Consider the following 19,722-nt stretch of genomic DNA (forward strand, 5'->3'; position numbering starts at 1 on the left):
AGTTATTATAGATAAGCATAACACGTCCAGTTAAGAATGGGGATCATTTCGTTTTAACGCAAAAAAGAACCACCAATGACGCATCACTGGCGGTTCTGATCCATTTACATAATCATTAATCTTTAAATTCTGCGACCAATCCTTGTGTCGATTGTTTCGCATCCCCAAAAAGCATGCGCGTATTGTCATTAAAGAATAACGGGTTATCAATACCAGCAAAGCCTGGATTGAGTGAACGTTTCATGACAATGACCGTTTGCGCTTTATCAACATCAATCACGGGCATCCCGTAGATTGGCGATGTTTCATCTGTTCGCGCTGCCGGATTAACAACATCATTCGCCCCGATCACGATCACGACATCCACCGTTTCGATCGTTGGATTGACATCATCCATCTCTTTCAATTGTTCATACGGCACATTCGCCTCAGCTAATAACACGTTCATATGACCTGGCATACGACCCGCGACTGGGTGGACAGCAAAGTTAACCTCTGTTCCATTTGCTTCAAGTTGATCGGCCAACTCTTGAATCGCGTGCTGAGCTTGAGCAACAGCCATTCCGTAGCCAGGTACAATTAACACATTGCTCGCCGCTTCTAACATTAAATAAGCATCATCAACAGCGACAGGATTGGCTTCACCTTGGAAACCACCACCTGACTGTGATTTACCGGATCCAAACCCACTAAAGAGGACATTCGATAATTTCCGGTTCATCGATTTACACATAATATTCGTCAAAATAATACCACTTGAACCAACAAGTGCACCGGCAACGATCAACACATTGTTCGTTATAACAAAACCAGCAGCACAAGCTGCCATCCCACTAAATGAGTTTAATAATGAAATGACAACGGGCATGTCGCCTCCACCAATTGGAATGACGAAAGAGATCCCTAATAGACAAGCCAGTATAATCGTTGCAATCACTAACGTATAGGAATCAATGTTCACCGTTTCACGTAACGGTGCAAATAAAATGGCTGCACCGACCAGTAGCGCAACTAATAAAAGGTTAACAAATTGTTGTCCTGGATATTGAATCGGTTTACTCGGTAGCTTCTCAGACAACTTACCCCAAGCAACGATCGAACCGGTAAATGTCGCCCCACCAATTAAGATCGTCACAATCACAATCAAAAGCGATAAAACGGAAACATCCATAAATTCACCTGTTGTCGTGTAGCGATGATACTCAGACCACGCGACGAGCAAACTTGCCGCACCACCAAACCCATTAAATAGAGCTACCATCTCTGGCATAGCGGTCATCGCGACTAAACGTGCTGCCATAGCACCAACAAGTGCACCAGCGATCATCCCAAGTGCGATCCATTGCCATTCTAAAACGTCATGACTGACAAGGGCTGAGACAATCGCAATCAGCATCCCTAAAGCCGAAAGCATATTACCTTGTCTTGCTTGTTTAGCATTCCCTAACATTTTTAAACCAAAAATAAATAAGATTGCGGATAACACATATAACATTTGAACAGCTGTTTCTTCAATCATTGCGAGTCCTCCTTACTTCCGAACATGGATAACATACGATCTGTTACCATATAGCCTCCAACGACATTTATCGTCGCAAAGAACACCGCAAGTGTACCGAGTACAATTCTTACGCCTTCACCACCTGCAACAAACGTACCTGCCAAGCTCAAAATTGCACCGACCACGGTAATACCAGAAATGGCATTTGAACCTGACATAAGTGGTGTATGTAACTGTGCCGGCACTTTAGAAATTAATTCAAATCCTAAAAACGAAGCTAAAATTAATACAAATACTAACATCATGCCCATCATTTACCTCCATATATGTCTTTTAGTTGGTCATTTTCGACTTGACCATCTTTTGTGACTAAACAACCTGCCATAATCTCATCTTCACGATCTAAAACAATCGTTTTTTCCTCTGGATTATAAAAATGACTAATGAGATTCGTTAAGTTGCTTGCATACATCTCAGATGCATCATAAGCGACTTCACCGGTTAAATTATCAATTCCGACGAGTTCAACACCTTCACGTATAACGGTTTCATTTAAGACCGTGCCTTCGACATTTCCACCGAAACATGCTGCCATATCAATAATGACCGATCCGTCACGCATGTCTTTCAACATATCATTTGTGATAATCACTGGCGCTTTCTTACCAAAAAGACGTGCCGTTGTAATGACCAAATCAGCCTTCGCACAGCTTTTAGCCATTTCTTGTTGTTGGATCTTCAGTTGTTCTTCTGTTAAGGCTTTTGCATAACCATCTTTACTTTGCCCGGTTTCACCTAAATCAACTTTCACAAACTTTGCACCTAAAGAGGTCACTTGTTCTTCAACGACTGACCTTGTATCAAACGCCTCAACACGCGCACCTAGACGCTTAGCAGTCGCAATCGCCTGCAACCCTGCAACACCTGCACCAATGACAAATACTTTCGCTGGTGCGATCGTACCTGATGGTGTCATCATCATCGGGAAAATCCGGTCGAGTCGATTCGCGCCTAAAATAACAGCGACATAGCCGGCAAGTGATGCTTGTGAACTAATCGCATCCATCTTTTGAGCAAGCGTCGTCCGTGGCACCATATCCATACTAATCGCGTTCACATTGTGCGTGACGAACGCTTCAACGACAGGCTTTTGATGGAAAGGATCTAAGAAACTAATGTTTAGAGCCCCTTCTTTCATTTGACCAATCATCTCAACTGATGGTGCATTGACCCATAAAAAGACGTCCCCGGTCTCTAAAAGAGAGGATCGATCCGTCTCCACTTGAGCACCAACCTTTTCATACGCCTCGTCCTTAATCATCGGTGTGAATCCCGCTTCAACGCTAACCTCAACGCCATCAAGTTGAAGCAATTTCTTAACCGCATTCGGAACTAAGGCCGCACGTGGTTCATTTGTTTCTTTTAATGCTACAATTTTCATAACTCACGTTTCCTTTCTTTAGTTTCTCCCAAAAACCCTGCATAGACAGACTTATTAAACCTTTTAGTATAAAATATACAGAATTTTCAGTTAATTTAAGATGAATCTATCACTGTTTTTAAACCTTGTCAATTGAACAAACAATAGAAAAAACTTTGATAGATTAAGTTTTCATTCTCTCGTGTTGTTTAATCATATGATAAAAACGCAACCCTAATGCGAGTAAGGGTTACGTTTTTATAGATTTGAATCTTAATGCATAGACTGTCGGCGGTATACCATAACGAAATAAGAAGCACCAGCGATCAGTAATGAAAGGCCGATTAACAACATCGTATACATGTTCGTTGCTGTATCTGGAAGTCTTTCTCCTTCTTCATTTGTAGCGTTAGCTTCTCCACTACCTGATTGATCTTCGTCATCATCAGACGTCGTTGCTACAACCTCATCTTCATCTTGCTCCTCATCGTCGTCTAAGTTTGTGACGGGGGATTCACCCTCATCTTGATCTATCTCTTCTGCAAGATCTTCATCTATGACTGGATCTTCATCGTTCTCATCCTCTTCAACCGGATCTGTAACCGGTTCTTCATCTAATTCAGAAAGCGGTGTAAATCGAACCCAATCATATTCAGCAACAAGTGGAATATCCTCATCATCAAATGCACCCGTCCAATCATCTACACCCACGCCAGGCCACAAATTCATCATAATTTTCTGGGGTGTTTGTGGAATGTTTTCAGTTGCTGTATGAACAGCTTCACCATTTACATACCACGTAATGGCATCTTCTCTCCAATCAAACGCATATGTGTTAAATGACTCTGATGCATCAAATCCTAAGTCATGATAATACTCATTACCGCCTACCCCATCAGTGAAGTAGTTAAATTGTATCCTTGTTGTGTCTTTACCTAAAAACTCTATATCAATCTCGTCCCAAGGATCGTTATCCCAATCCCATTCACCTGTATAAGTAAAAAATGAAGATACCGTTCCTTCTGATTTGACAGGCTTCATACTGACTTCATACAATCCATAATGATAAAAATCATTTGTACGTAGTTCACCAGATTTATAAGGTATACCTGTTTCGGAGGCTTCTTCATCATGATCAAGCGTTAGCAACATATACCCATCTTCAAACGTCACCTGCTCTGGATACCACGTTGTATTAAACATATCACCATTAGTCCAAACACCTGCCATTGACCATCGCTCTTGGTCATGACCATCAAACGCTTCATAAAATGAGCTGCCCATAGGTCTTTCTTCCGGTGTATCCTCAGACTCATCAGCTGAAACAGTACCTATGAAACTAAAATGAGAAACAGTTAAGAATAACGCCAATAAAACCATAAAACTTTTTTTGAAATTCATCCTACATAACCTCCATTTTTTTAATAAAGCATCTTACAGGACGTTCGGAGCCACCACCTCCTTAAAAGGTTTGAATTACAAGTACGTTAAATTAAGTTCATTATCCTATTTACGAAAGTGCTTTCGTAAATGGTTAAAAGGAAAAATCTATCTATTTAACATTGATTTTTTGGTAAAAGTCGGTGAGTCATTTGCGTAGCGTTCTAATCATATATAAGAGGTATCGATCACAGTCGTGTCACGTTCTATAAAAAGCAGATTAAATAACAATCTAGCAACGTTACACTTGATTAATTTTTGAAATAGATTGACAAGATGCTCTCTCCACTAATCGAACAGGCACTTTTACAGACATCAGCTGTCTTTCCATTGAATTAATTTGTTCAAACAGCAGATTGGCTGCTGTTTTTCCTATAAGCGTGGTTTCCTGTCTAATGGTCGTTAACCCAGGGGTCATGAATCTTCCAATCTTAATGTCATCAAAACCAACGACGGAAAAATCATCGGGAACACTTAAACCGGCCTCTTGAATAGCCGTGATCGCACCAATTGCCATCATATCTCCCGCTGCATAAATGGCCGTCGGTAAATCTGTTAACTTCAAAATCTGTTCCATAGCAGCTTTTCCACCCTCATATGTGAAGAGCCCACCATCAACGACATACTCATCATGTACCGTTAAGCCATGCTTTTTCATCACACTATAAAAGCCTTCTAATCGCTGTTGTCCAGCAAATTGTGTCGTGCTTCCGTGAAGATGTGCAATTTTCGTATGCCCTAATGAATGTAAATGATCAATCGCCAATTCACTACCATGGATATTGTCACTATAGACAACATTCGCTCCTCTCATATCAAGATCGACGACAACAGATGGCAAATCTGATTCAATTAACTTTTTTAATTCAGGCGAATCCATTTCGGAACAAACAACCACAACACCATCAACACCTCGGTAAAGAAAGTGATCAACATACGATTTAGGCTCACTTCCGATATTATTTGAGGCGAAAAGAAGATCATAGCCTTCCTTCTCAGCAGATTTTTTAAAACTTTCAATCGTTGCATTAAAAAACGGATGCTCGATCCCTGAATCCTCATCAAAAACAACGCCAATTGTCCAAGACCGTTTCGTTGATAAGGTTCTAGCACTTGAGCTAGGATAATATCCCAGTTCATCAACTGCTTCACTAATTTTTCGTTTCGTCTTTTCCCCCACATCGGAGTAATTATTAAGCACCTTCGAGACGGTACTAATTGAATACCCCGTTTTTTTCGCAATATCATAAATCGTGACCATAACGTATGTCTCCTCTTGAGTTTCGGTAATTCTTTCAATTATACTGCATGATATTTTTTAAATATCGAGTAGTTCAAACTCATCAGCACGTAAGCAAATACACTAATCCCAATTGACATAAACAGCTTCGGATAATTTATGGCAATAAGGATGTACGCAACAAGCCATATCAACTGTAACAAAGACATAGCTGGACGTGCAAAAACAAGACCGATTGCTGACTTAAAATAACGAATTGTCTTTTGGTGCTTGAAGTGTGCCATAACTGAGAATGTATTTAAAAAGCTTAACACAATAATCGTCCCAATACTAAAGATGGCTATGTAGATGTATAAATGAACCGCTTGATCGTAAAAGTACGAAACGAAGGAAGCGTTCACATAAATAATATAAAACAAAATCATAAATAATGCACCTATTAGATTAGATGATATAAAGTCTGTCTTATAATAAATTAAAAAACTTCGGAATAATGGTAGATCTGTCTCACCCTTTATCCATTCTCGAACCGAACGAAATAAAGCAACTGTTGCTGGCATAAATCCAAAAATGCCTAAGCCAACTACTAAAAAGACCAACCACAAAATATTAAGTACGATGAAGCGATAGATGACATCTGTAACCGCAAATATCATTCTGTTCACCTTGACCACCCCATTCTATTCCTTATTATGAGAGATAATACAGGTGATTTCTATAAGTAGTAGAAATCACCATTAAAACCTCTATCTTTCATCTATCTTATTTTACTGCGCCTTCAGATAAACTTTGAATGAACAAACGATTAAATAGTAAGAATACAAAGATCAATGGAACCGTTGCCCAAAACGTCCCTGACATGATCATTCCATAATCCATTTCTCTTGCATCGTTTAAAGCACGAAGGGCAACTTGCAATGTGTGCACAGATGGGTCACGTAATACGACAAGTGGCCACAAGAAATCATTCCACACATGCATAAAGACAATAATACCGAGTGTCGCAAAAGCAGGTAAAATCATCGGGACCACAACGTTCCAGTACACACGGAAGTTAGAACATCCATCCATTTTCGCTGCTTCTACAATCTCATAAGGCACACCATCTTCTATATATTGCCTCATCCAAAATATACCGAATGCATTAATTAAACCCGGTACAATGATCGCCCGAAAATCATTCAACCAACCTAAGGTCGTAATAATATAATATTGTGGTATTAAGCCGAGTTGAGGCGGAACCATCATGGTGACAAGAATCAATGCGAATAAAACTTTTTTCCCTTTAAAAGGTAACTTTGCAAATGCATACCCTGCTAGTGAACATAAGAATAACGTACCAAACGTAATCGTTGAGGACACGATCACTGAGTTCCACATGGATCCAAAGAAATCAATACTGTCCGTTACTTTTTGAAAATTTTCAACTAGATTATTCCCGGGTGTAAACGGTGGTGGCACTGAATTGATTTCACGATTTAAACGCGTTGACATGACAAACATATAATAAAATGGAAACAGAGAGATTAACCCGGCTCCAACTAATACTAAATAAACAAAGAATTTTTTAATTGAAAATTTCCCTTCTCCTACTTCTTTCGTTGACATATTCGCCCCTCCTAACTCACTCTTCTTTTTGAGCGACCGATTAGATTTGATAACGCTAAATTAATAGCAGTCAATGTGATAATAATGACAAATAGAACAATGGCCGCTGCTGATGCCGTACCGAATGTATTGTATACAAAGGCATCTCGCCACAAGTACGCCACGACCGTAATCCCTTCTTCACGCAAACCTCGCCCTAAAAAGATTAAGGGTTCTGTGAATAGTTGAAGACTACCAATCGTTGCCGTAAATACAACAAACATAACAATACGTTTTAACATCGGAAGTGTAATCAGTCGAAGTTGCTGCCCAATACTAGCACCATCAATCTTGGCAGCTTCATATAACTCTCTTGGAATACTTTGCATACCCGCTAAGAAAATAATTGTATTGTAACCAACCCAACGCCAGAACACCATCGTCGCAATGGCAAATTTCACTGGCCAATACTCAGCAGCCCAACGTATAGGGCCTCCATCAAAAAGGCTGAGTATGTAATTGGCAAAACCAAAAGGCTGGTTGTTAAATACCAATCCGAATATAATCGCCACAGCAACTATGGATGTAATATAAGGTAAAAAAATGAGTGTTCTGAACGTATTACGAAAGCGAATCAATGATGAATTTAGTGCAAACGCAATCAAAAGTGATACCACAATTTGGGGTAATGTTCCTAACAACCCTATAATAAAAGTGTTTTGTATCGATGAATAAAAGATGGGATCCGAAAAGATAAATCTAAAGTTATCCAACCCATTGAACGTCATGGGGTCTAAACCATCCCAACGAAAAAACGACAAGTAAAAACTAAACAACATTGGGAACAACCCAAAAATTGCAAATAAAATAAAAAATGGTGAAATAAATAAGTAAGCGGCTATGGCAGAACGTCTATTTTCCGTTAGCCAACTGTTCTTCTTTGTTGCTTCCAACTTTACTACCCCCTTGCCAAAATAGAGTAACGATTAAAACAATGAGTATGTCCGAAAAGGCGCTTCTTTTCCTTTTCGGACACGTATTCATTAAACTATCGTCGTAAAATACCTTCAATCCGCTGTAATGCAGCTTCCCACTCATCATCTGGATCATCACCAGCAGACATGTTATCAATCGCTTGCTTTAACTCTTCATCAACCGGATAGTACAAGCGACCTTTGTAAACAGGGATAACTTGTTGAGCAGCTTCTGAGAATACTTGTGCTGTCGCAATACCACCGAAATAATCATCTTCATAATCCATAAATTCTGGCATCTCATATACCTGTGGAGATGATGGGAATAAGCCATAACCTAAAAATGCCTCTAGTTGCTGTTCTGGTGCTGTTAACCACTCAATAAATGCATACGCTTCTTCTGGGTGCTCACTTTCTTCTGGAACTGTTAAGTAAGAACCACCCCAGTTTCCAGCACCTTCAGGCATAGTTGTAATTGACCAAATACCTTCTTCTGGACTATTATCTTTAATCTGTCCTTGCATCCAAGCCGGCGCTAACATCGTTGCATATGTGCCTTCTTCCATTCCAGCAAACCATTCAGGTGTCCACAGTGGAATGTCGCCCACCAACTCATCTTCAAATAAATTCGCCACATAATCATATGCTTCTCGAATTTGAGGATGCTCATCAATAATCAATTCATCATCTTCATCGAAGTACTGTTGTGTCGCTTGATCACGACGCGCATTAAATACAAGCTCGCCCGCGTCTGTCATTAACTTACCTGTCTCATCATTAATTTCTCTAGCCACTGCTTCATAATCTTCCCACGTCTCAATTAATTCAGAGACAGCTTCTGGAGACGAATCGAATCCTGCTTCTTCAAAAACATCTGTACGATAAAACATAACAGTTGGGCCAATATCTGTAGGTAAACCAAATAAGAAATCGCCGTCTGCACTTTCACCGTTTTGGAAAACCCAATCAAGGTAATTATCAACGACTGATTCAGCGCCTAGGTCGTATAGGTTGTTAAATGCATCCTCCGCATTACGATAACGTTCGATTTGTGCCTCTTCGACCATCGCAATATCCGGTGCACCACTCCCAGCCGATACAGATGTAAATAAATTATCATGCACATCATTCATGTCACTATTTTGAAGATTAATGGTGATATTCGGATTCTCTTCCACGTACTCTTCAATCAATCGATCATAGCCGGTGTTACCAAACTCCCAAAATACTAATTCAATTTCACCATCACCAATTGTTTCAGTCGTTGTTTCTGGATCTTCCCCGTTTTCTTCATCATCCGCCGCTGCACTATCATCACTTCCACCATTACAAGCAGTTAAAAAAAGCATAGCTAAAAGCATAAACGAAACGAATTTAAATAATTTTGACATTTTGTTTCCCCCTCGGAAATTTAAATTTGAGTGACTCCTTCAAACTAAGTGACAGAACCCATAACTAGACGACTGACGATCACCTCCTTAATGAATTAAAATTAACACTTTACGAAAGCGCTTTCTTATTTTGCATAGTCAAATAAACTTTTTTCAAGAAAGTCTTTCAAAGAAGCCGTTGCTAATCATTTGCTTATACCAATAAAAACTATCTTTTTTCGTACGTTCTAACGTCCGATAATTCACATGAACAATACCAAAACGCATCGTATAACCCTCTGCCCACTCAAAGTTATCCATGAGCGACCAGGTTAAATAGCCTTTTATATTCACACCTGACTTCATCGCCCGATCCAAGGCAATTAAATGTTGCTGCAAATAGTCAATACGTTTAGAATCTCTTACTCTTCCATTTTCCGGTTCTTCATTGTAACAAGAGCCGTTTTCTGTAATGTAAATCGGTACATCGCCATAGGTTTTATGAATATGGGTTAGAACATTATAAAAGCCTTCCGGATATATATTCCAGCCGATATCCGTTTTTTGAAAGCCTGTATCAATACGTTCATGCTCAAATAATCCTTCATTTTCTTTATAACGCGCCACCGAGCCTGAATAATAATTAATACCTAAGAAATCGATCGGTTGGCTAATGATCTCCATGTCCCCTGGCTCAACATGTAATTGAGCCCCGTTCTTTTCAAATAAATCGACTAAGAACTTAGGATACTCACCCTTAAAAACTGGATCAAAGAACCAATCAAGATGAAAGGCATTTGCGCGTTTACAAGCATCGATATCTTCTTGTCGATTGCTGTATGGTTCATTCCACTCAACATTTGGCGCATATCCGATTTGACCTTCTATACCAAGTTTTCGAAAATCGCTGACCGCTTTACCATGTGCCACATTCATATGATGGGCAACATCTACTGCCAGCTGAAGGTCTTGGTTCCCTGGTGCATGAACGCCCATATAATTTGATAAAAACGATGCACACCAAGGCTCATTAAATGTAATCCAATGCTTAATTTTCCCCTCGAAGGCTTCAAACATTGTATTCGCATAATTGACAAAAGCATCAATGGTTTGTCGGTTTCCCCATCCACCTTGGTCCTGCAATGCTTGTGGCAGGTCCCAATGATACAGTGTACACATCGGTTGTATCCCTTTTTCGAGCAATTCATCTACCAAACGGTGATAATAATCTAAACCGGCTTGATTGACTTCTCCAGTGCCATCTGGGAAAATCCTTGGCCACGCAACTGAGAACCTGTAGAAATCGACACCTAAATCATCCATCATCTCAACATCTTCTTTATAACGATGATAACTACCACACGCCACATCACCATTATCGCCATTCTTCACTTTTCCAGGTGTTTTAGAAAACGTATCCCAGATCGATAAGCCTCGACCGCCCTCATTAACGGCTCCTTCAATTTGGTATGACGCTGTCGCGACACCCCATTTCATTTCTTTTGGAAATTGTACAATCGACATTACGAAACCCCTTTCGAAAAAACATTTAAAAAATAAGAAATTGATAGAAATATATAGAAATAATGGCTATTTATATGCTAAATAAGGCAATTTAAAGATTGATATCTACCATTTATCGCTATATTTTACCAGAAACCGCTTTCTTAATTTGTATTATAGATGGGCTTCAATAAAAAATCAACAGTTTTTCAATATTTTTTGAAAGCGGTTTAGTTCTTCTTTATATACTTATTGATTAAAAGGAATCCAAATCGTTCACCTTTTTCGGAAAAGCTATTTATTAAAAATATATGCTATTGAAACTTATATATTCAATGAGACATAACTTTTCAAAGCACTTTATTAAGTATGATGTCTTTCTGAATCCGTATATCCTCTCCCTACCTATAATTATTATTGATACTTTATACCTATTTATCCTATAACAAATGTTTATTGTTTTTAAGAAAATGTTCAGGTCGACTTTCTACACTAAATTAGGATGGGGATATTTAGATTAAACATTAATTAAGGGGCGTGATGCTATGAATTCACACTACACAAATCTATGAATCATATAAATGCAACTAAAAAGAACAGACTTAATTTGGGAGGAATTGAAATGAAGCGCAATGTAAGTATATTACTTTTGTTAGTACTTCTTATGAATACATTCACGAATAGTTTAATGATACCCACTACTACTGCTGAATCAGACACTTCAGCAATTGACAAGATTGGGTTCGTAGGTGATGAGGGTACAGTCACATTAGAGGAAGCGGAAGGCGAAGGGGAATTAATTGTATCCTGGATAACAAATACCATCGATACATCTAATGAATTTAACGAGACAATTGATTTGCCAGACCATATACAAGTGGATGATGAATCTGGAGAATTGATCAATAAAGATGGTGAAACGAGCGTTGGGTCATTTGAATTAGAAAACAGAACATTATCACTCTTATTTGATCAAGATATCACATCGGATGCGAGGGGACAGCTTCGATTTTCAGCTGCAGTCGATCAAGAAGATCTTGAAGAAACAGAAAACACAACAGCTGATGACGAAACGTCTTTAACAGAAGATGAGGACTCAGATTCAGACAAATCGAATGATGATACAAGCGAAGACTCTGATCTTGATAATACTTCTGAAAATGAAGCAGCATTTAGTATCACTAACTATGAGGACGATGCTAACATCACCGATGATTTTTTCATTGAAACAACTGTCAAAAAAGACGGGGACGTATTAGATGATGGAACAGAAATCATTGTTGAAGCTCCTTTTAGTAATACTTCATTGGAATTAATATATGATTTTGAATTAACAAATGGCCATAGCTACGGGAATGGTTCAACTTATACAATTGAAGTGCCTTCTATGTTCACAATACCGAATATTCCAGAGTCAGATCCACAGCCATTAGAGCGCGCCGATGGTGTGAAATTCGGTTCTTACTACACTAACGGTAATGACATTGTGATCACTTTTAATGAAACAATTACACAAGAATCGAATATAGCAGGGAATATTACACTGGATGCGATATTTGATGATGACTACGATGGACCGGCAACAGGGGATCCGGTTGTTTTTCCTTATGGTGAAAATGATACGATTGAGTTTCCAATCTCATTTCAGCCTGATGAAAACGGTCTAGACAAACAAGGAATTGGAAATAGAGGTTACAATACCGAGTTCATCACTTGGACGATCGATGTTAATAAAAACTTACAATTGATGGAGAACGTCATCCTAAACGATTTCGCCGCACAAGGCGATCACCAAATCATTGATGACTCATTTAAAGTATATGAACTATCTATGAATGCTGATGGATCATATGATGAGTCGATGAATGACGTAACCGACAGTGTCTTAGGGGATCGATTTACACTAGATGTTGATGAATTTGGTGAATCGTTTGAGCTAGACATGGGTGACCTCAATCAAGAAGCTTACCAAATTCAATACCAAACAAGCGTTAATGATCGTGTCGGTACAGAGTATAAAAATAATGCCTCATTAAACTATGCTGATGGTGATGATTTAACGACAGAATCAACCGTTTCTGTTACAAGAGGAAACCCTCTAGCAAAGGAAGCTGTTGATTATGACGATGTCAATCAAACCATTGATTGGGAAGTTCTATATAACTATGACGAGAAAGAGATTGAACAAGATCGAGCATTTTTAAATGACACATTTGAAGATCAAAACCAACGTTTAATCGAAGAGTCGATGGAGGTCTATCTTGTGTCCATCGATCCTGATACAGGTGATGAAACAGGCGAAGAACTTTTTGAGAATTATACATTAACAACAGATGGCACTAATGGTTATCACATTCAATTTGATGAATCCATTAATGAGCCATTCAAAATACGCTATCAAACCGAAACGCTTGATCGTGTATCTGAAGATGGTGTTGTAACCAATACGATTGAAGATGATTTTGACAATGAGTCTGAAGGCTCTCAGGATATTGGGCAAGGGATTTTAATTAAAGCCAACACCGATACTGATTACAAAGAAAAAACAACGGATTGGTCCGTTACCATGAACCGAGATTTAGCAGTCATGGAGGATGTGACCTTTAATGACACGTTACCAGATGGCTTTACATTTGACCAAGACTCCTTTGCCATTAACGGTTACATCGGGGATTATAATGTGAATTATAACGATGATAACAATGAAGTTACCATTGAGTTTTTAGATGATATAACCGAACAAGTCACCCTATCTTATTCAACAGCGGTTGATTTTGATGTTGCTGGTCGTGAAGACAGTTATACAAACAGCGCACGTGTTGATTGGATTCCTGAAGGGGAAGAAGAGTCCGTCTCTAAAACTGGCACAGCAAGTTTCAACCCAGATGACTCTACTAAAAACAACGGATTTAAGTTTGGAAGCTATAACATTCAAGATAAAGAAATCACTTGGACCATTGGGGTCAACTATAATAATGAGACACTAAATGGCGTCATCGTAGAAGATCCCATATTAGGTGATCAAAACTTTGATATTGATGATGTGAATATTTATGAAATGGAATTAACAGGTGAAGAAGATGGTTTTGAATACGGGAATGACGTCACGGATCAATATACCATCGATACGTTACCAAATGATCCTGGGTTTTCTGTTGATTTCGGTGATATACAGAACGGATTTATTATTGAATTCACAACAGACTTAGAAGATACCGTTATAGAGAGCACATACGATAATACAGCAACAATCGAAAGCTCTAATCGTGATGATGCAACTCTAGACGCATCACTTAGTCCTCGATTTGGTGGTGAATATACAACGAAAAGTGCTTCTCAAAGTTCAGAAAATGGACGAATCGTTAACTGGGAAGTCAATATTAACCGTAGTCAATCAACACTTAATAATATCGAGATTACGGACACACCGAGTATCAACCAAACGATTTTACAAGATACACTCACCATCTATGAAACAACAGCGACTGACGAAGCCATTGAGAAAAATCCAGACCAAGTACTGGAACAAGGAACCGATTATACGATCGATTTCACGCAAGATGAAGATGGACAAGAATCCTTTGTAATTGAATTTATAGGTGACAAAGAAATGATTGACCGTGCCTATGTACTCGAATATGATACCTATATTCTTTACAGCGGAGATACAGGATCCATTTCAAACGATCTATCAATTGAAGGTCAACAGGTTGAAGACGACGATGGCGATTCAAGTGTTGATCAGGCCATTAACTTCAGCAACATATCTGGATCCATTAGTGGTGAAGTAGGTTCACTCAACATTTCAAAGTTAGATGCTGAAGATAACGATGTAACTTTAGAAGGGGCAGAATTTCATCTTTATGACGAAGACGGCGTTCTATTGAGGACAGGTGAGACAGACAGTGACGGCGAATTAAGATTTGTTAACTTGCTATTTGGGGATTACCAATTAGAAGAAGTCACAGCTCCTGATGGCTACACGATCGACCCTACAACAGATAACCCAAGAGAGGTTACGGTTGGAAGTGGAAGTGATGGGAACAACGTCACCGACATAGATGTTGAAAACTATGAAATTAAGCGTGATGTTGAGTTAACGAAGGTCGATGGAACAACGGATGAACCATTAGCTGATGCAGGGTTTACATTATACGATTCAGACGATAACGAAATAGAAAGTGAAACAACAACTGATGAGAACGGCATCATCTATTTAGAAGGTTTAGAACCTGGTGATTATTATTTTGTAGAAACAACACCACCAGAGCATTATCAAGATAATAGTAATGAGTACCACTTTACAATTAATGAAAATCACACGATTCTCGATATTGAAGAGGATGCGATCACTGTTGAAAATGAGTTAATTCCAGGTAGCGCGTTTATGAAAAAAATTGATGCTGATACGACCGATGATGAAATTGGTTTAGAAGGCGCAACTTTCCTTATCACAAATATTGACGAAGATCCGGAAATTGACTTCGATCGAACTGTGACGTCTGATGAAGACGGACAGATTGAAACAAGTAACTTACGTCCTGGAACATACACAATTGAAGAAGTCTCAGCACCAAATGGATTTAAACTCTCAGGGCAAGATCCTATAGAATTTGAGATCGAACGAAGCCAAGATGATCCAATTGAAATCAGTTCAGATCCGTTCGAAAACAATGTAAGAACGACATCTGTGGAAATAACGAAGACAGACAGTGTGAATGAACAGCTTCTAGCAGATGCTGAATTTGAGCTAACTTACGCTGAAGGTGATTACGAACTTGAATCATCACCTCAGACAGCCACAACAGATGAAAATGGAATTGCAACATTTGATGATTTGAAGCCGGGCACATATGAGGTCGTAGAAACTCAATCACCTGAAGGCTACATTGCAGATGATACACCGATAGAAGTCACAGTTACATTGGGAGACGTTCACAATGAACGAACAGTCGGTGTGGATTTTAATAATGATCCCTATGCAAACATCACATTGATAAAAGTCGATTCAGAAACTGGTGTATCACTCGAGGGAGCTATCTTTGCCCTTGAAGATACCGATGGTAATGAAATTGACGGATTCCAAGAACTCGAAACAGATAGTGAAGGCAAAATTAGTATTTCTGGTTTACCTGATGGTGAGTATCAAGTGAGGGAAATAGAGGCACCTGATGGTTATACGATTCAGGATGGTAGTTATACATCAGAAAGCTTTACTGTTGATTCAGATGTTGATGAGACAGAACAGATCGAACTAGAAGATGTTGATAATGATATTATCAGAGGTTCTGTCAGCCTGGTGAAAACAGATGGTGAGACAGAAGAGCCATTAGAAGGTGTTGAATTTGAGCTTACAGCGATCGATCTTGTGAATGGTGGGACATACACTGAAACAACTTACACGACAGATGAAAATGGGGAGGTTGTCGTCGAAGATCTTCGCCCCGGTGAATATGAATTCATCGAGACATCACCATTAGAAGGATATCAAGACCATGTAGGTGACATAACGTTCGAACTTGAATTCCCTCATGATCAAGAGCAAATCGAGATTGAAATTGCGAACTATCAACTCGTCAATATACCAGTAGAGAAAACATGGAACGACGATGATCAAGAAGAAGAACGTCCAGAAGAGATTACTGTGCAATTATTACGTAATGGAGTAAACACAGATGAAACACTTGATTTATCGAGTGACAATGACTGGGAAGATAGCTTTGAAGACCTAGAAGCAATTGATGAAAATAGCGAGTTCTATACGTATTCAGTCGAAGAGCTAGATCCTGGCACAGACTATCAACTTCAAGCTATTTCTGGTGATCAGGAAAATGGATTTGAAATCCAGAACGTGATCACACAATCCTTATCAGTAGAAAAAGAATGGTTAGATGCATCAGAAGATGATCGTCCTGATGACATTACGATCACGCTTTATCAAAATGATACTGAATTTGATTCATTAACACTTAACGCGGATGATCAATGGGAAGCGACATTTGATGATTTACCCATTTATGACACAGATGGAATTGTCTACGACTACCATGTAGAAGAAGAAAGTGTAGACCAATATGACTTAGTCGGTATTACTGAAGCAGAGGCAGGTTTCGCGATTGAAAACGTTCGTGTTGGCGAAACTGAGGTAACGGGTGATAAAACATGGCTCGATGATGATGCGTCAGATCGACCTGAATCCATCACCGTGAACCTCTTACAAAACGAGGAAGAAATCGATAGCCAACAAGTGACCTCAGACGACGAGTGGTCATACAGCTTTGATGAACTTGATGCTTTTGATGACGAAGGACACCCTTATGACTATAAAGTTGAAGAAGAAGCTATTGACGGTTATGAAACGAGTATTGATGGCTATGATATTACCAATCTTCGTATCGGAGAAATCGAAGTAGCTGGTGAGAAAACATGGCTCGATGATGATACGTCAGATCGACCTGAATCTATTACCGTTAACCTCTTACAAAACGGGGAAGAAATCGATACCCAACAAGTGACTTCAGATGACGGATGGACTTTTAGCTTTACTGAGTTAGATGAATTTGATGAGGAAGGTGCTCGCTTCGAATATTCAATCAATGAAGAGCCTGTCGACGGTTACGAAACAACGATTGAAGAGTTTGATATCACAAACATTCGTGTCGATGAAACCGAAGTAAGTGGTGAAAAAACGTGGTTAGATGACGATTCATCTGATCGACCAGACGAGATCACCGTTAACCTTTTACAGAACGGAGAGCACATTGATAATCAACAAGTATCTTCAGGTGATGATTGGACCTTTAGCTTTACAGAATTGGATCAATTTGATCAAGATGGTCAATCATACAACTATACAGTTGAAGAAGAAGCTCTAGATGGTTATGAGACCATTATCAATGGATATAACATTACAAACGTTCGCAGTGGCCAAACAGAAGTATCCGGAGAGAAAACATGGCTCGATGATAATAGTTCAGACCGACCTGAATCTATCAGCGTTCACCTCTTACAAAACGGCGAACCAATCGATACCCAACAAGTGACTTCTGATGATGACTGGTCATATAGCTTTACCGGGTTGGATGAATTCGACAACGAAGGTGTACGTTATGATTACTCAATTGATGAAGAATCTGTTGATGGATACGAAACGTTAATTGACGGCTATGACTTAGAAAATTTACGTGTCGGCACACTTGAAATTGAAGGTGAAAAAACATGGCTTGATGACGATACATCCGATCGTCCAGACGAGATCACCGTCAATTTACTACAAGATGGTGTCGTCATTGAAACACTAGACGTCGCAGCAGAAGATGACTGGGCTTATCAATTCAGTGATGTGCCTGAATTTGATGAAGAAGGCGTCCGCTATGAATACACGGTAACTGAACATGGTGTTCCAGGCTACGAAACATTAATTGATGGCTATGATGTCATTAACACTCGAACGGGTTTAACAAACGCCAACGTCACAAAATCATGGCTTGATGATGACACACCAGATCGACCAGATGATATAACCATCCATTTATTACGCAATGGAGAGGTTTTAGATACGGTTGAATTGTCAGATGCAACAGAATGGAACTATACGTTTGAAGATCTTGAAGCTTTTGATGATGAGGGTCAACCGTATGAATATACAGTCGAAGAAGAAGCTGTTGACGGTTATGAAACAATGATTGATGGCTATGACATTACCAACGTCCGAAGTGGTGACACTGAGGTAAGTGGTGAGAAGATATGGCTTGATGATGACCCTTCTGATCGCCCAGAATCAATCACTGTCAACCTCTTACAAAACGGGGAAGAAATCGATAGCCAACAAGTGACTTCAGGTGATGATTGGAACTTTAGCTTTACCGACTTAGATGAATTTGATGAAGAGGGTACACGCTTCGAGTATTCTATAGAAGAAGAGCCTGTCGATGGTTATGATACAACGATTGAAGGATTTAACATCACAAATCTTCGTGTCGGCGAAACCGACGTAACGGGTGAGAAGACGTGGCTAGACGACGATAACCCTGATCGTCCGGAGTCAATCACTGTTCATCTCTTACAAAATGGCGAACAGATTGATGAGCAAGAAGTAACCGCTGATGATGATTGGAACTTCAGCTTCACAGACTTAGACGAATTTGATGACGAAGGTGCTCGCTTCGACTATACCATTGAAGAAGAGCCTATTGATGGTTATGAAGCAATGATGGATGGCTACAACATCACCAATCGTCGCATAGGGGAAACTAGCGTGACTGGTGAAAAAATATGGGTGGATGATGACGCATCTGACCGACCGGCATCTATTACTGTTCACCTCTTACAAAATGGTGAGTTGATAAGTAGTAAAGAAGTTAGTGCAAATGATGACTGGATCTTTAGTTTTGATCATCTGGCTAAATATGATGAACACGGTGCACTATTTAATTATACAATTGAAGAAGAGCCAGTCGATGGTTATCAAGCTTCAATTGATGGTTATGAGATTACCAATACGAAAGAAGACAGTCCCGCAGTAGATGAATCTGATGATGAATCGTCTACTGACGGAACTTTACCAGATACAGCTTCAAATCTTTATCATTATTTATTAATGGGAGCTGCATTCCTTTTAATAGGATCAGCTGGTTTGGTGCATAACCATCTCAAAAAAGGAAAAAATCAATAATAAAAGAAGCGAT

10 protein-coding genes and 1 pseudogene are annotated in these 19,722 nt (G+C 39.3%); 1 reads left to right on the top strand and 10 read right to left on the bottom strand.

Features of this window, described 5'->3' with window-relative positions; translation table 11 throughout:
- Positions 1-115: 115 nt before the first annotated feature.
- The 10 genes and pseudogenes from BLR62_RS01930 to BLR62_RS01975 all read right to left on the bottom strand — a co-directional run bounded on the left by BLR62_RS01930 (position 116) and on the right by BLR62_RS01975 (position 11,056).
- Positions 116-1,519 (bottom strand): NAD(P)(+) transhydrogenase (Re/Si-specific) subunit beta, encoded by a 1,404-nt coding sequence (locus BLR62_RS01930; protein WP_090792447.1) that lies wholly within the window; start codon positions 1,517-1,519, stop codon positions 116-118.
- Positions 1,516-1,812, bottom strand: coding sequence for an NAD(P) transhydrogenase subunit alpha part 2 (locus BLR62_RS01935; protein ID WP_218119745.1), 297 nt, complete (start codon positions 1,810-1,812; stop codon positions 1,516-1,518). Before BLR62_RS01935 ends, BLR62_RS01930 begins: the two co-directional genes overlap by 4 nt.
- Positions 1,812-2,942 carry an NAD(P) transhydrogenase subunit alpha gene (locus BLR62_RS01940; RefSeq protein WP_090792452.1) on the bottom strand — a complete coding sequence of 377 codons (1,131 nt, stop codon included), beginning with the start codon at positions 2,940-2,942 and terminating at the stop codon, positions 1,812-1,814. The genes BLR62_RS01935 and BLR62_RS01940 overlap by 1 nt, the downstream gene beginning before the upstream one ends.
- A gap of 603 nt (positions 2,943-3,545) precedes the next feature.
- A pseudogene (gene bglS, locus BLR62_RS01945) lies at positions 3,546-4,322 on the bottom strand (beta-glucanase); the annotation flags it as partial.
- Between the two features lie 280 nt (positions 4,323-4,602).
- Positions 4,603-5,622 carry a LacI family DNA-binding transcriptional regulator gene (locus BLR62_RS01950; protein ID WP_090792456.1) on the bottom strand — a complete coding sequence of 340 codons (1,020 nt, stop codon included), beginning with the start codon at positions 5,620-5,622 and terminating at the stop codon, positions 4,603-4,605.
- A gap of 38 nt (positions 5,623-5,660) precedes the next feature.
- Positions 5,661-6,257 carry a YesL family protein gene (locus tag BLR62_RS01955; protein ID WP_245719377.1) on the bottom strand — a complete coding sequence of 199 codons (597 nt, stop codon included), beginning with the start codon at positions 6,255-6,257 and terminating at the stop codon, positions 5,661-5,663.
- A gap of 106 nt (positions 6,258-6,363) precedes the next feature.
- On the bottom strand, positions 6,364-7,209 hold the full coding sequence (locus BLR62_RS01960) for a carbohydrate ABC transporter permease (protein WP_090792462.1): 846 nt from the start codon (positions 7,207-7,209) through the stop codon (positions 6,364-6,366).
- A gap of 11 nt (positions 7,210-7,220) precedes the next feature.
- The gene (locus BLR62_RS01965; RefSeq protein ID WP_090792465.1) at positions 7,221-8,141 is read right to left on the bottom strand and encodes a carbohydrate ABC transporter permease; all 921 of its coding nucleotides are present in this window, start codon (positions 8,139-8,141) and stop codon (positions 7,221-7,223) included.
- Between the two features lie 95 nt (positions 8,142-8,236).
- Complete coding sequence (locus BLR62_RS01970; protein ID WP_090792466.1) at positions 8,237-9,553, bottom strand: ABC transporter substrate-binding protein; 1,317 nt, start codon at positions 9,551-9,553, stop codon at positions 8,237-8,239.
- Between the two features lie 153 nt (positions 9,554-9,706).
- Positions 9,707-11,056, bottom strand: coding sequence for a GH1 family beta-glucosidase (locus BLR62_RS01975; protein ID WP_090792469.1), 1,350 nt, complete (start codon positions 11,054-11,056; stop codon positions 9,707-9,709).
- Positions 11,057-11,657: 601 nt separating this feature from the next.
- Here BLR62_RS01975 and BLR62_RS01980 point away from each other — a divergent pair.
- A complete protein-coding gene (locus BLR62_RS01980; RefSeq protein WP_176759189.1) occupies positions 11,658-19,709 on the top strand; it encodes a Cna B-type domain-containing protein in 8,052 nt (2,683 codons plus the stop codon).
- Positions 19,710-19,722 lie beyond the last annotated feature (13 nt).

The sequence above is a fragment of the Pelagirhabdus alkalitolerans genome, assembly GCF_900096905.1.
Lineage (GTDB): Bacteria > Bacillota > Bacilli > Bacillales > Amphibacillaceae > Pelagirhabdus > Pelagirhabdus alkalitolerans.

Excerpts from the sequence above, each read along its gene's own strand:
- BLR62_RS01980 (WP_176759189.1), top strand. The coding sequence starts at position 11,658 with ATGAAGCGCAATGTAAGTATATTACTTTTGTTAGTACTTCTTATGAAT.
- BLR62_RS01950 (WP_090792456.1), bottom strand. The coding sequence starts at position 5,622 with ATGGTCACGATTTATGATATTGCGAAAAAAACGGGGTATTCAATTAGT.
- BLR62_RS01955 (WP_245719377.1), bottom strand. The coding sequence starts at position 6,257 with ATGATATTTGCGGTTACAGATGTCATCTATCGCTTCATCGTACTTAAT.
- BLR62_RS01930 (WP_090792447.1), bottom strand. The coding sequence starts at position 1,519 with ATGATTGAAGAAACAGCTGTTCAAATGTTATATGTGTTATCCGCAATC.
- BLR62_RS01935 (WP_218119745.1), bottom strand. The coding sequence starts at position 1,812 with ATGGGCATGATGTTAGTATTTGTATTAATTTTAGCTTCGTTTTTAGGA.
- BLR62_RS01960 (WP_090792462.1), bottom strand. The coding sequence starts at position 7,209 with ATGTCAACGAAAGAAGTAGGAGAAGGGAAATTTTCAATTAAAAAATTC.
- BLR62_RS01940 (WP_090792452.1), bottom strand. The coding sequence starts at position 2,942 with ATGAAAATTGTAGCATTAAAAGAAACAAATGAACCACGTGCGGCCTTA.
- BLR62_RS01975 (WP_090792469.1), bottom strand. The coding sequence starts at position 11,056 with ATGTCGATTGTACAATTTCCAAAAGAAATGAAATGGGGTGTCGCGACA.
- BLR62_RS01970 (WP_090792466.1), bottom strand. The coding sequence starts at position 9,553 with ATGTCAAAATTATTTAAATTCGTTTCGTTTATGCTTTTAGCTATGCTT.